Source organism: Streptomyces durmitorensis, assembly GCF_023498005.1.
Classification (GTDB): domain Bacteria; phylum Actinomycetota; class Actinomycetes; order Streptomycetales; family Streptomycetaceae; genus Streptomyces; species Streptomyces durmitorensis.
In genome coordinates this window covers 555,373-567,664 of record NZ_CP097289.1, presented here as the reverse complement: position 1 = coordinate 567,664, position 12,292 = coordinate 555,373, and the positions used below count along the sequence as shown (strand labels likewise).

The window sequence follows — 12,292 nt, the reverse complement described above, 5'->3', positions numbered from 1 at the left end:
TCACCCCGCCGGACGACCACGGACCTGTCCACGAAGGACTCGCCCGGCGACGACGGAAAGGACGTCCATGACTGCAACGCTGGCTCCCCCGGTCCGCATCGGGAAAGCCACTGTCTGGGCCCTCGGCATGCTGGCGGTCGCCACCGGGGCCCTGGAGTCGGTGGTGACGCCGACCCTCCCGCTCCTGCAACGCGAACTGGGCATGAGCCGGGCCGAAGGGGCGTTACTCAGCGTCGTGCTGCTCATCACCGGCGCGCTCATCACGCCGGTCGCGGGCAAGTTCGGCGACCGCTACGGCGGAAAACGAGTCCTGATACGGCTGATGGCGGTGGTCTCGGCCGGTGGCCTGGTGTCCGCCCTGGCGCCGAACCTGCCCGTGCTGCTGCTCGGCCAGGTGCTGCAGGGTGCGATGGTGGGCGCGCTTCCCCTGTCGTTCATTCTGGTGCGCAAACACCTCCCCGCAGGAGAGGCGAAGGTGGCCATCGGGGTGGTCAGCGGGCTGTTCGTGGGGGGCGGGATGGCGGGAACGCTGTCGGCCGGTCCCGTGGCGGAAGGGCTCTCCCGGCACTGGATGTTCGCGCTGCCGACGCTCGCGGTCATCGGGGCCACGCTGCTGGTGAACCGGCTGATGCCGCTCGATCCGCCGGGCCGGTCGGACGAGGCCGGATTCGACTGGCCGGGCCTGGTTCTCCTGAGCGGCACCCTGGTCACGCTCATGCTCGCGCTCGCCCTTGCACCCGACATCGGCTCGCAGCCACTCGTGCTCGGCGCCCTCGTCGTGGTGCTGGCCGCCTTCGCGACCGGATGGACGGCCGTCGAGCGCCGCGTGGCCTCGCCGATGGTCGATCTGCGCATGCTGGCACGGCCCGCGGTGTGGAAGTCGTGCGTGCTGACGTTCATGATCTGCGTCGGTACCTCGGGGGCGGTCTATCTCGTCCCGCAGTTGTTCGAGTTGTCCGAGGACGCCTACGGCTTCGGGGCCAGCGCCACCGAGATCGGGTTCTTCCTGCTGCCCGGCGCCGTGGCCGCGTCGCTGGCCGGGCCGATCAGCGGGATCTGGGCGCGGCGCTTCGGCTCGCGTGCCGTGGTCACCGCCGGGATCGTCATCATGGCCACCGCCCTGATCGCCCTGGCAGCAGTTCACTCCCAGGTCTGGCACCTCGTCGTCGGCAAGATGATGGTCGCGCTCGCCAACGGCCTGTGCGTCACGGCGATGGTGACAAGGACCGCCACATCCGTCGGTCAGAGCGACACCGGCATCGCCACCAGCCTGGTCCTGGTGACTCGCGTGATCGGCTTCGCCGTCGGTGTGCAGGTCAGTGGAGCGATCCTCACCGCCGGGACCCCTTCAGGGTCGGATGTCCCGGCCGAATCGGCCTTCGTCACCGGCTTCGTCGTAGCCGGCGCCATCACAGCCCTGTCCCTGCTGGTCACCCGCACCATGAGCAAAGGAGTCAAGGAATGACCCGCACTGATCTGTTGACGGACGTCCCCACGCATTCCCGTACGGCGCCGAGGCGCAAGGTCCTGATATCCGGTGCCAGCATCGCGGGGCCCGCACTCGCCTACTGGCTGAACCGCTACGGATACGCGGTCACGGTCGTCGAGAAGGCGGGCACGCTTCGGGACGGTGGATATCCCATCGACGTGCGCGGCACCGCACTTGAGGTCGTCCGCAGGATGGGAATCCTGCCGCGCCTGCGGGAGGCGCACATCGACCTGCGCCGGCTGACCTTCCTCGACGGGGACGGCGGCGAGGTGGCCTCGCTCGATCCGCACACCGTCACCGGCGGTGTCGCGGGACGGGATCTGGAGGTGCGGCGCGGGGATCTGAGCGCCGCTCTCCACGCGGCGGTCCGTGACGACGTGCAGTTCTTGTTCAACGACTCCATCGACACCCTCGACCAGTCCGGCCACGGGGTCGACGTCACCTTCCGCGGGGGCGGCAGGCGTACGTTCGACATGGTGTTCGGCGCGGACGGTCTGCACTCACGTACCCGTGCGTTCCTGTTCGGCCCCGAAGAGCAGTTCCACCGGTATCTCGGCTACTGCTTCGCCGTGTTCACCATGCGCAACACCTTCGGGCTCTCCCACGAGACCGTCATGTGGAACACCCCGGGCAGAGCCGCGGCGCTCTACGCCGTGGGGGACGACGACCAGGTGCACGCCTTCCTGAACTTCGCCCACCCCAAACCGCCGTTCGACGCGTTCCGGAACCCGGAAGCCCAACGGGACCTGGTCGCCGCGGTCTTCGCCGACGCGGGATGGGAGGTCCCCGGCATGCTCGCCGCCCTGCGCGACGCGGACGACGTGTTCTTCGACGCGGTCAGCCAGATCCGCATGCCCCGCTGGTCCAGCGGCAGGGGCGCGCTGGTGGGCGACGCCGCGTACGCACCTTCGTTCCTCACCGGACAGGGATCCAGCCTCGCACTCGTCGGTGCGTACATGCTCGCCGCGTCCCTGGCCGACCGGGACCACGCCGCGGGCTTCGCCGCCTACGAACACACCACCCGTGAGTTCGTGACCGTGAACCAGGCGAAGGTCGGCGAGGGCGATGCCACGCTCTTCCCCACCACGGCCCGGGCGCTGGAGCAGCGCAACGACATGCTGCGCGGACTCAGCACCATGCCCCCCTCCCCGGAGGGACAACCGGCCCACTCGGCCCTCACCCTGCCCGAGTTGGAGCGAACCCGCTGAGGAGGGCCTACGCCAGGACGGCCGGCCTGAGCACCTCCTGACACCACTGGCGGAAGCCGGTGGGCGCGGGGGTCATGTCGACCAGTCCCTGGGCCCAGGCCTCGCTCGCCCCGTGGCGCAGGTGCGCAGTACGCGGTCCTCCGCCAGCGTCAGGAAGAAGGTGCCCGCGTCGCGGATCGACTCGGCCTGGCCCAGCAGATTCTCCATCAGGAACGGCGGGCACAGCGCCCGGTGGTGCACGCCCGTGGCCGCGATCGCCTCGTCCATGGCGAGCGACGCGGATATCTGGCCGGCGTTCCTCGCCACGCCGCGGCCCAGGCTGGAGACGTCGCGGAAGTGGCCCTCGACGCTGTCGCCCGCAGGCGTCGGCGGCACCAGCCAGAACACGCGGTCGGCGCCCGCGCATGCCTCCTTCAGCCGCCGACCGCGCGTCGCCGCCCTCGCCACCAGCCACCCCCTCGCCGCCCGGGGCGCCCTGGCCCTCGCCGACCTCGGTCTGCGCCCCGGTGACCTGCACCAGTACCTCGACGAGATCCGCAGCGAGAGCCGCGACCTCGTCTACCGGCCGGTCCCGGACGCACCGCCCGCGATCCTCGCCATTGCCTGGCCGCAGCAGTCCCGTTCGAAGTCCACGGCGGCGCTGGTCCGCGCCGCCGCGTCCGTGGCCGAGGAGGCAGCGGACGGGCAGGCGGGCTCGTGACTTCCGCGCCCGGCTCCGTACGTCGTGCCACCGCGAGCGCAGGTGCGCGTGCCACTGTGGTGTCATGCCCATCGACGTACGCCCGGCTTCGGTCTTCGAGGATGTCCGTGCCGTGGTCGGCCCGAAGTCACCTGCCGCCAATGTCTGCTGGTGCTTGAGCTACCGGATCCCGTCCAAGCTCAACAACGAGCTCCGCGGTCCGGCCCGCGGTGAGTACGTCGCCGAGTTGTGCCGCGCAAAGACCCCTCCGGGAGTGCTCGCGTACGACGGAGACGAGCCGGTGGGCTGGGCGGCCGTGGCGCCGCGCTCGGAGACGTCCTTCGCGCGGAACCGGAAGATCCCGCACGTCGACGATTCTCCGGTCTGGTCGCTCTGGTGCGTTCGTGTGCGGCCCGGTCATCGCAAGCAGGGGATCTCGCACGCCCTGATCGCCGGTGCGGTCGAGTTCGCCCGCGCCCACGGCGCACCGGCGGTCGAGGCCTACCCGCTCGACAACGGCGACGCCAAGGTCGATCTGACGACGGCGTACGCCGGGCTCCGCAAGAACTTCGAGCGCGCCGGATTCACCCACGCCGCCGACACGACCTCCGTGCTGGCCGGTCATCCCCGGGTCCTGATGCGGCTCGACCTGCGCTGACCCAGCGGTCCCGGGCCGTTGCGGGACGCGTCAGCCCGCGGAGTCCGTCCGGTCGGCGGCGTCCGTGTCGATGACGTGCACCGCCGCCTCCTCGGCGGATGCCGCACCGCCGTCGATGCCCATGTCCTCGCCGATCATGTCCTGCGCCGCGTCGGACTCCGGGTCATCGCGCGCCCCGTCGTCGGGGGCGAACAGGCGCCCGGCGCGGACGTCTCCGACCTCCGTCTCGTCGATCGGCTCGCCGTCGGTGTCGGTGGTGTCCCCGATGCCGTCGTCGTCCTCCGCAGGGCCGGGAACCGCGAGCGCGGGGTCGGGCCGCTCCTCGGAGAGGCGTTCCGCCAGGCTCTCGCCGTCCTGCTGCTCTTGCGCGGTGGTGCCGGTGTGGGCCACCCCAAGGGGCCGCTCGGGCGGTGACCAACCCTCGTCGTACGGATCCGCCCCGCGGTCGCTGAGGGTGTCCTCCGCGTCGAGGATGCCCTCGTCCTCGCGGACCTCCTCCGCGTCGGGCTGGTAGACGTCGTCGCCCATGACCTCGTCGATTCCCACGGTGCTCGTCCTCCTTCACGCGCGACTGATGGTGCTGCTGTGCCGTGTATCCACCCTGATCCAGAACACACGTTCCGGCATGCGGGGAGGGTCGCCAGGGGGCGAGTGGCACGATGGGCCCCGCAGGTCACCGCGTTCCGGGCGGGCGCCACTCGAGCAGCAGCAGTGTCGCGTCGTCGCGCAGTTGGTTGTCCTGCCGGTCGAGGATGGCGTGGATGAGCTGGCGCAGTGCCTCCGGCGCCGGTTCGCCCGCCGCGGTCGCGCGGATGATGCTGTCCGTGAACCGCTCCAGGCCGAACTCGGCGCCGCCCCCGGTCCGCAGCTCGGTGACGCCGTCGGTGTACATGAGCACCCGGTCACCCGGCTGGAGCGCCTCCTCGTGGACCTGCCATTCCACGTCGGCCAGCAGGGCGGGTGTGCCCATCGGCGGCTGGGCCGGCCGCTCCAGCGCGCGGTCGAGCACGCGGTGGTCCCGGATCAGCAGGGGAGGCGGATGGCCGCAGTTGCACCACCGCAGCAGGCCGTCGGCCAGGTCGAGCTGGGCGAGGATCCCGGTGCAGAACTGCTCGGGCAGCCACCCGGCCAGCGCGTGCTGGACGGTGTCGACGAGCTCGGGCAGCTCGGCCTCGGCCCGCCGCGCGTTGCGGCAACCTGCCAGGGCCACGGCGGTCGTCAGGCCCGAGGCGAGGTTGTGGCCCATGGCGTCCAGGATCGCCACGTGCAGGGTGGAAGGGGTCAGGGAGTGGTCGAAGGCGTCGCCGCCGATCTCGTACGCCGGTTCCAGCACGGCGGTCGAGATCACGTGGGAGTTGCCGATGGTCCTGGGCGGCAGGAAGGCCCGCAGCATCTCGGCGGGGAGCTGCATGGACTCGGACCGTGTCCGGCGGGCGAAGCTGTCGCTCGACGCCCGCTTCGACGTGATCGTCATGGCCATCACCGAGGCCAGCATGCGGCAGCGGCGCAGCAGCGCGACGTCGATGACCGCCGCGGTGGCGCCGATCACACCGAGGCGTTCGGCGCCGTCGATCAGCGGCAGCCAGGCGACGATCCTGCCCTGGGCCAGTTCCTCGACGCGCAGCGCGTGCGCCCGGTAGGCCGAACCGGCGGCGGAGGTGTCCACATCGAGGGTGGGCGGCCCCTCGGCCAGCGGCACCAGGCACCGCTGCTGGAGGTCCACGAGGTACACGTCGATCCGGTCGAGCCCGACCGCTTCGGCGAACCGCTGGGCCAGTGCCGGAAGCTCCATCGGCGCCGCGGCGTGCGCCGATGCGAGCAGTTGCTCAAACAGCTGTTCCCCCGGGCCGGGCTGCCGGGGGCCCTGCTTCCCGGGACCTGTGCTTCCGGGGCCGGTGCTTCCGGGACCGGAGTTTCCGGCTCCGGGCTCCGTAGGCTGGCTCGACATCTGTGATCACCGCCTCATCAGCAGTCTCACACCGGGTCCCGGATCTTGCCCGGCTGCAGGCGCGCGGGAGGCGCATTTCGCTTGCGCCCGCCGGATTTCCGGCGTTCGGGCGCCCTCCCCGGTACACCGGGCCTGCCGTCTCAGCGGTCGACCCCGGTCCGCAGAGGCCCGCAGGCGCAGCGTAAGGTCGCGGACCGGCCGCATGCGGCCGTACCGCCCCATACAGTCACCCGAACAAGGAGCCGCTGGTCATGCCAGCCAATGACGCCGCTGAGGCGCCGATCTACGACACCCTCGTCCAGGAGCACGGCGACGTCCTCGCGACAGCCCGCAAGGCCGCCGAGGAGACGCAGCAGAGAGCCGAGGCCGTGCTGGACTTCCGGGGGCCGATCGCGGCCGTCCCGGACGCCGCGCCCGCCGAACCCGCGGCGTAGGCGTCCCCGGGGCGACGAAGGCTCCGGCCCTCGCGTGCCCCGCCGCCCTTTGTGGGCGACGCTGGAAGCACACGTACGCCGTCGGCAGTCCCCGACGGCCGGAGGTGCCGATGGACCCCGTGGAGGCGCTGGAACGGATCGCCTTTCTGCTGGAGCGAGGCCGCGCCCCGACCTACCGGGTGCGCGCCTTTCGCACCGCGGCCGAGGTGGTCGGCGACCTGCCCGACGGCGAGGCGGCGCGGCGCGTCGCCGACGGGTCCCTGGAGTCGCTCAAGGGGATCGGCCCCAAGACGGCCGGGGTGGTCCGCGAGGCGCTGGCCGGCGAGATGCCGGGATACCTGGAGCGTCTCGAGGGCGAGGCTGAGACCCCGCTCGCCGAGGGCGGCACCCGGCTGCGGGCCCTGCTGCGCGGCGACTGCCACCTGCACTCCGACTGGTCCGACGGCGGCAGCCCGATCGAGGAGATGGGCCGGACGGCGCGGGCGCTCGGCCACGAGTGGGCCGTGCTCACCGATCACTCGCCCCGGCTGACCGTCGCGAGCGGACTGTCCCCTGAGCGGCTGCGCGAGCAGCTGGCGGTGGTGGCCGGCCTCAACGAGCGGTGGGCGCCCTTCCGGCTGCTCACGGGCATCGAGTGCGACATCCTCGACGACGGTTCGCTCGACCAGGAGCCCGAGCTGCTCGACCAGCTCGACGTGGTGGTCGTCTCCGTGCACTCCAAGCTGCGCATGGACGCCGCCGCGATGACCCGGCGCATGATCGCCGCCGTCAGCAATCCCCGGGCCGACGTGCTCGGGCACTGCACCGGCCGGCTCGTCACCGGGCGCGGCAGGCCGGAGTCGCAGTTCGACGCGGACGCGGTGTTCGCCGCGTGCGCGGCATCCGGCACGGCCGTGGAGATCAACAGCCGTCCGGAGCGGCTCGACCCGCCGCGGCGGCTGCTGCGCCGTGCCGTGGACGCCGGCGTGCTGTTCTCCGTGGACACCGACGCGCATGCGCCGGGTCAGCTGGACTGGCAGGTGATCGGGTGCGCCCGCGCCGAGGAGTGCGGGGTGCCCGCCGAGCGCGTGGTGACGACCTGGACGGCCGAGAAGCTGCTGGCCTGGACGCGGGAGAAGCGGGCCGTGGCGTGAGGGCGCCGCGGTACTCCGGCGCCCCGGCCGGATTCAGATGCCGCCCGCCAGGACCCGGTCCGGCGTGAGGGGCAGTTCGCGCAGCCGCAGACCGGTCGCGTGGTGCACCGCGTTGCCGATGGCCGCGGCCGTCCCGACGATGCCGATCTCGCCGATGCCCTTGCTGCCCATGGGGTTGAGGTGGGGGTCGTCCTCGTCGATCCAGTGCGCCTCGATCGCGGGTACGTCCGCGTGCGCCGGTACGTGGTAGGCGGCGAGGTCCGCCTCCGTGAAGTCGCCGAAGGCCGCGTCCATGGTGCTGCCCTCGGTCAGCGCCATGCCCAGGCCCATCGTCATCGCACCGATGAACTGCGAGCGCGCGGTACGGGAGTTGAGGATGTGCCCGGCCGCGTAGACACCGAGCAGCCTGCGCACCCGGACCTCGCCGGACACCGTGTCGACGCCGACCTCGGCGAAGTGGGCGCCGAAGGAGTGCCGGGAGTAGCCGCTGTCCGCGTCGGCCTCGCCCGCCGTGTCGGCGGTGGCGCCCACCCCCTCCGGGGGCAGCTGCTGCCCCCGCTGTCCTGCCAGGCGCGCGGCCAGCCGCGTACAGGCCTCGTGGACGGCCCAGCCCCAGGAGCCCGTCCCGCAGGAACCGCCCGCCAGCGGCGCGGCCGGCAGATCGCTGTTGCCGATGTCGGCGCGCACGGAGTCCAGCGGGACGCCGAGCACGTCGGCGGCGACCTGCGCGAGCACGGTGCGGGCGCCCTGACCGATGTCGGTGGCGTTGACGCGGATCACGAAGCTGCCGTCCGGGTAGGCGTGCGCGCTCGCCCGGCTCGGCGAGACGATCACCGGGTACGTGGCCGCCGCGACCCCGCTGCCCACCAGGACGGGACCTTCGGCGCGTGAGCGGGGACGCGGGTCGCGCTCGGACCAGCCGAAGCGCCGGGCGCCCTCGCGCAGGCATTCGGCGAGGTGGCGGCTGCTGAAGGGCAGGGAGCTGTCGGGTTCCGTCTGCGTGTCGTTGCGCAGGCGCAGTTCGACCGGGTCGATACCGAGGGTCGCGGCGAGTTCGTCCATCGCCGACTCCAGGGCGTACATGCCGGGCGCCTCGCCCGGGGCGCGCATCCAGGAGGGGCTCGGCACGTCGAGCGGCAGCACGCGCTGGGTGGTGCGGGCGTGCGGCGACGGATACATGATGCGCGTGGCGGCGGTGGCCGTCTCGACGAACTCCTTGACGCGCGAGGTGTGCGCGGTCACTTCATGGATCACGGAGGTCAGCGTGCCGTCGGCTTCCGCCCCGAGCCGCACCCGGTGCAGGGTCGGCGAGCGGTGGCCCACCACGGCCGCCAACTGGCGCCTCGGCAGAGCGAGTTTGACGGGCCTGCCGGTCGCGCGGGCGGCCATGGAGGCGAGCACCACGTGCGGGCGCGGCGTGCCCTTGGAGCCGAAGCCGCCGCCGACGTGTTCGGAGACGACCGTGATCTGCTCCTTGGGCAGCGCGAACAGTCCCGCCAGGACGTCGCGGACGGTGGTGGCGCCCTGGCTGCTGTCGTGCACGGTCAGCCGGCCGTCCTGCCAGTGGGCGGTGGCCGCGTGCGGCTCCATGGGGTGGTTGTGCAGCGGCGGCACCCGGTAGAGGGCATCGACGCGCGCGGCAGCGGCGGCGAACGCGTCCTCCGCGTCGCCGCGCACGTGCTCGCCCGATGTGCCGTCCGAGTCCTCCGGCACGTAGGCCTCGGGGTGATCGGCCTTCAGGATGACGTCGTACGGTTCCTCGGCGTACGTGACCTGGACCGCCGCCGCGCCTTCGCGTGCCGCCTCCAGGGTGTCGGCGACGACGAGCGCGACGTACCACCCCCGGTGCGGCACGCGCGCGTCCTGCAACACGGAGAGGGTGGCGTCGTCCGGCTTCCCCAGGCGCGGCGCGTTCAGATGCGTGAGGACCTCGACGACGCCGGGCACGGCCAGGGCCGCCGTGGCGTCGACGGCGCTGACCGCGCCGCGCGCCACCGTGGCGGGCACCGGCCAGGCGTAGGCGCATCCTTCGGGGGTGTGCTCGGCGGCGTAGCGGGCGGTCCCGGTCACCTTCTGGGGGCCCTCCCTGCGCTCGGCGGGCGCCCCGAGGGCGCTGGCGGTGTCCGGCATGGGGTTCTCCCTGGGAGCGGAGGACAGACGGGATGGGTCAGGAAGGGGAGGGCGCCTCGGCGAGGCGTCGCAGGACGTCGCGGGCGAGATCGCGGGCGAGGCGCACCTTGAACGCGTTGTCCCGCAGCGGCTCGGCGGCGGAGAGCTCGGCGTCCAGGGCCCGCAGGAACGCCTCGTCGTTCGGCGGGCCGCCCAGCAGTGCGCGCTCGGCACGCCGGGCACGCCAGGGCCGGTGGGCCAGGCCGCCGAACGCGATCCGCACCTGGCGTACGACGGAGTCCTCGACGTCCAGGACCACGGCCACCGAGGCGAGTGCGAAGGCGTACGAGGCGCGGTCGCGGGCCTTGCGGTAGGCGGAGGGCAGCCTCGCGGCCGTGGGCGGGAGCAGCACACCGGTGATCAGCTCGCCGGGTGCGATCTCGGTGTCCAGGTCAGGGCGGTCAGCGGGAAGCCGGTGGAACTCGGTGACGGGCAGGGTGCGCCGACCCCGCACACCGTGCAGCTCCACCTGGGCGTCGAGGGCGCTGAGCGCGACCGCCATGTCGGAGGGGTTGGTGGCGATGCACTGCGGCGAGTGGCCGAGGACCGCGTGGTCGCGGTGGACGCCGTCGCGCGCCCCGCACCCGGTGCCCGGCTCGCGCTTGTTGCACGGTTTGCTCAGGTCCTGGAAGTAGGGGCAGCGGGTGCGCTGGAGCAGGTTGCCCCCGGTCGTGGCCACGTTGCGCAGCTGACCCGAGGCCCCCGCGAGCAGGGCCTGCGAGAGCACGGGGTAGCGGTCCCGCACCAGCGGATGGGCGGCGAGGTCGCTGTTGCGCACCGTGGCGCCGACGCGCAGGGAACCGTCGGGCAGCTCCTCCACCGTGTCCAGCGGCAGCCTGCTGACGTCGATCAGTGTCCCGGGGCGTTCCACGCCCAGCTTCATCAGGTCGACGAGGTTGGTGCCGCCGCCCAGGTAGCGGGAGCCCAGCCGTCCCGCGTGGGCCGCGGCCGCCTCTTCGACGCTGTAGGCGCGTACGTACCGGAAGGGCTTCACCGGGTCACGTCCTCGACGGCCTCGACGATGTGCGGATAGGCGCCGCAGCGGCACAGGTTGCCGCTGAGCCGCTCACGGATCTCGTCCCGGGTCAGCTCCATGGGCGCGCCGGTGTCCGCTCCCGGATCCGTGACGTGCGACGCGTGGCCCGCCGCGGCCTCCGCCAGGGCGCCGACGGTCGAACAGATCTGCCCCGGCGTGCAGTAGCCGCACTGGAAGGCGTCGCGCTCCAGGAAGGCCCGCTGCACGGGATGCAGGCCCTCACCGTCGGCGTCGCGCAGCCCTTCGACGGTGGTGATCTCGCACCCCTCGTGGGCGACCGCGAGGAGCAGGCAGCTGTTCGCGCGGCGCCCGTCGACGAGGACGGTGCAGGCACCGCACTGGCCGTGGTCACAGCCCTTCTTGGCGCCGGTGAGACCCAGCTGCTCGCGCAGGACGTCCAGCAGCGTCGAACGGTGGTCGATGGTGAGGCCGCGGGGCTCGCCGTTCACCGTCAGGCGCACTTGCGCGTGGAACACATCGGTTCCCATGGTGCTCCGCTCCCTGGTCGACGCGTGGTCAGGAGGTGACCGCGTATCCAGCCTGAGTCAGGACACCCGTTACGGCATGCCGGGATCACGCGTGTGGCGTATCGGCGGCAGCGGACGGCGCCGCGCCGTGAGGGGCGCGGCGCCGGGGACGGGGGAGGCGCCGTGGAGGAGGACGTCGGGTCACACGTCCATGTCCGCCTCGATCCGCTTGAGTTGATGGCGGGCCATGGCCAGGTTGGCACGGGCCTTGTCCAGGGCGAGGTAGAGGAAGAGCCCGTTGTTGTTGCGGCCCTTGATGAGCCGGATCAGGTGGTACTGGCTGCTGAGCGAGATCAGGATGTCCTCGATCTCGTCCTTGAGGCCGAGCATCTCCATGGTGCGCAGCTTGGCCCGCACCACGTCCGTGTTCCCCGCCGCGGCGACCGACAGGTCCAGGTCCTTGCCGCCGCCCAGGGTGCCCAGGGCCATGCCGCTCGTGTAGTCGACCAGGGCCGCGCCGATGACGCCCTCGATGGAGGTGGTGGCTTCCTTGAGGGCGGTTTCCGTGTTGCTCATGAGTTTGCTCCCTTTCCGTCTGCTGGATGCCCGTGATGAGGGCGTTGAAGGTGATGAGGATGAGGTGGGGGGCATGGGTCAGCTTTCCTCCGCTCGTTCGACGGCGGCGTCGACCAGCTCTCCGATGCAGGCGCTGGACCGGCGGGCCTCCAGGTGCAGCCGGCCCACGTTGATGCGGGGCTCCGCCAGCAGCGTCAGCACGGCGGACGAACCGGCCGCGTACGTGGCGACGTATCCGTGCTCACCGCGGATGAGCAGTTCCCGGAAGCCGCCCTGGTGGGTCGCTTCGGACAGGCGCAGGGCCACTCCCAGCGCCGCCGCGGTGAGTGCCGAGACGCCTTCGGCCTCCACGTCCGTGGCGTCCTGGGCCAGCACAAGGCCGTCGACGCTGGCCGCGAGCGCGCCCCTGAGCTGCGGAATCCGGGTGCGCAGGCGTCTCAGTTCGCTCAGTACGTCGGCTTCGGCGCCCATCAGGTGTCTCCTCTCGGCGCGCTT

At 72.3% G+C, this 12,292-nt stretch carries 14 protein-coding genes; 6 read left to right on the top strand and 8 right to left on the bottom strand.

Going from position 1 to position 12,292, the window contains the following annotated elements; all coding sequences use genetic code 11:
* Nucleotides 1–67 precede the first annotated feature (67 nt).
* Complete coding sequence (locus M4V62_RS02370; protein ID WP_249585509.1) at nucleotides 68–1,465, top strand: MFS transporter; 1,398 nt, start codon at nucleotides 68–70, stop codon at nucleotides 1,463–1,465.
* A complete protein-coding gene (locus M4V62_RS02365) occupies nucleotides 1,462–2,697 on the top strand; it encodes an FAD-dependent monooxygenase (protein ID WP_249585508.1) in 1,236 nt (411 codons plus the stop codon). Before M4V62_RS02370 ends, M4V62_RS02365 begins: the two co-directional genes overlap by 4 nt.
* Nucleotides 2,698–2,769: 72 nt before the next feature.
* Here the strand turns inward: M4V62_RS02365 and M4V62_RS43825 are convergent, their stop codons facing one another.
* On the bottom strand, nucleotides 2,770–2,964 hold the full coding sequence (locus M4V62_RS43825; RefSeq protein WP_425575259.1) for a Rossmann-fold NAD(P)-binding domain-containing protein: 195 nt from the start codon (nucleotides 2,962–2,964) through the stop codon (nucleotides 2,770–2,772).
* On the opposite strand from M4V62_RS43825, the gene M4V62_RS43820 reads away from it, so the two are divergent.
* Complete coding sequence (locus M4V62_RS43820) at nucleotides 2,942–3,397, top strand: hypothetical protein (protein WP_425575260.1); 456 nt, start codon at nucleotides 2,942–2,944, stop codon at nucleotides 3,395–3,397. The genes M4V62_RS43825 and M4V62_RS43820 overlap by 23 nt on opposite strands.
* A 64-nt stretch (nucleotides 3,398–3,461) precedes the next feature.
* The gene (locus M4V62_RS02350) at nucleotides 3,462–4,034 is read left to right on the top strand and encodes a GNAT family N-acetyltransferase (protein ID WP_249585507.1); all 573 of its coding nucleotides are present in this window, start codon (nucleotides 3,462–3,464) and stop codon (nucleotides 4,032–4,034) included.
* A 30-nt stretch (nucleotides 4,035–4,064) separates the two neighbouring features.
* On the opposite strand, the gene M4V62_RS02345 is transcribed toward M4V62_RS02350, so the two are convergent.
* Nucleotides 4,065–4,562, bottom strand: coding sequence for a DUF5709 domain-containing protein (locus M4V62_RS02345; RefSeq protein ID WP_249592669.1), 498 nt, complete (start codon nucleotides 4,560–4,562; stop codon nucleotides 4,065–4,067).
* Nucleotides 4,563–4,707: 145 nt separating this feature from the next.
* Nucleotides 4,708–5,982: a PP2C family protein-serine/threonine phosphatase gene (locus tag M4V62_RS02340; RefSeq protein WP_249585506.1), complete on the bottom strand. Its 1,275-nt coding sequence runs from the start codon at nucleotides 5,980–5,982 to the stop codon at nucleotides 4,708–4,710.
* A 251-nt stretch (nucleotides 5,983–6,233) separates the two neighbouring features.
* Here M4V62_RS02340 and M4V62_RS02335 point away from each other — a divergent pair, with 251 nt between their 5' ends.
* The gene (locus tag M4V62_RS02335; RefSeq protein ID WP_249585505.1) at nucleotides 6,234–6,416 is read left to right on the top strand and encodes a hypothetical protein; all 183 of its coding nucleotides are present in this window, start codon (nucleotides 6,234–6,236) and stop codon (nucleotides 6,414–6,416) included.
* 110 nt (nucleotides 6,417–6,526) lie between these two features.
* Nucleotides 6,527–7,549: a PHP domain-containing protein gene (locus M4V62_RS02330; RefSeq protein ID WP_249585504.1), complete on the top strand. Its 1,023-nt coding sequence runs from the start codon at nucleotides 6,527–6,529 to the stop codon at nucleotides 7,547–7,549.
* Nucleotides 7,550–7,582: 33 nt separating this feature from the next.
* On the opposite strand, the gene M4V62_RS02325 is transcribed toward M4V62_RS02330, so the two are convergent.
* The 5 genes from M4V62_RS02325 to M4V62_RS02305 all read right to left on the bottom strand — a co-directional run bounded on the left by M4V62_RS02325 (nucleotide 7,583) and on the right by M4V62_RS02305 (nucleotide 12,268).
* On the bottom strand, nucleotides 7,583–9,679 hold the full coding sequence (locus M4V62_RS02325; RefSeq protein WP_249585503.1) for a xanthine dehydrogenase family protein molybdopterin-binding subunit: 2,097 nt from the start codon (nucleotides 9,677–9,679) through the stop codon (nucleotides 7,583–7,585).
* Nucleotides 9,680–9,716: 37 nt separating this feature from the next.
* Complete coding sequence (locus tag M4V62_RS02320) at nucleotides 9,717–10,712, bottom strand: FAD binding domain-containing protein (RefSeq protein WP_249585502.1); 996 nt, start codon at nucleotides 10,710–10,712, stop codon at nucleotides 9,717–9,719.
* Nucleotides 10,709–11,242 (bottom strand): 2Fe-2S iron-sulfur cluster-binding protein, encoded by a 534-nt coding sequence (locus M4V62_RS02315; RefSeq protein WP_249585501.1) that lies wholly within the window; start codon nucleotides 11,240–11,242, stop codon nucleotides 10,709–10,711. The genes M4V62_RS02320 and M4V62_RS02315 overlap by 4 nt, the downstream gene beginning before the upstream one ends.
* A gap of 180 nt (nucleotides 11,243–11,422) precedes the next feature.
* On the bottom strand, nucleotides 11,423–11,797 hold the full coding sequence (locus M4V62_RS02310; RefSeq protein ID WP_249585500.1) for a hypothetical protein: 375 nt from the start codon (nucleotides 11,795–11,797) through the stop codon (nucleotides 11,423–11,425).
* Nucleotides 11,798–11,875: 78 nt separating this feature from the next.
* Nucleotides 11,876–12,268, bottom strand: a complete 393-nt coding sequence (locus M4V62_RS02305) for a roadblock/LC7 domain-containing protein (protein WP_249585499.1) — start codon at nucleotides 12,266–12,268, stop codon at nucleotides 11,876–11,878.
* Between the last annotated feature and the right edge of the window lie 24 nt (nucleotides 12,269–12,292).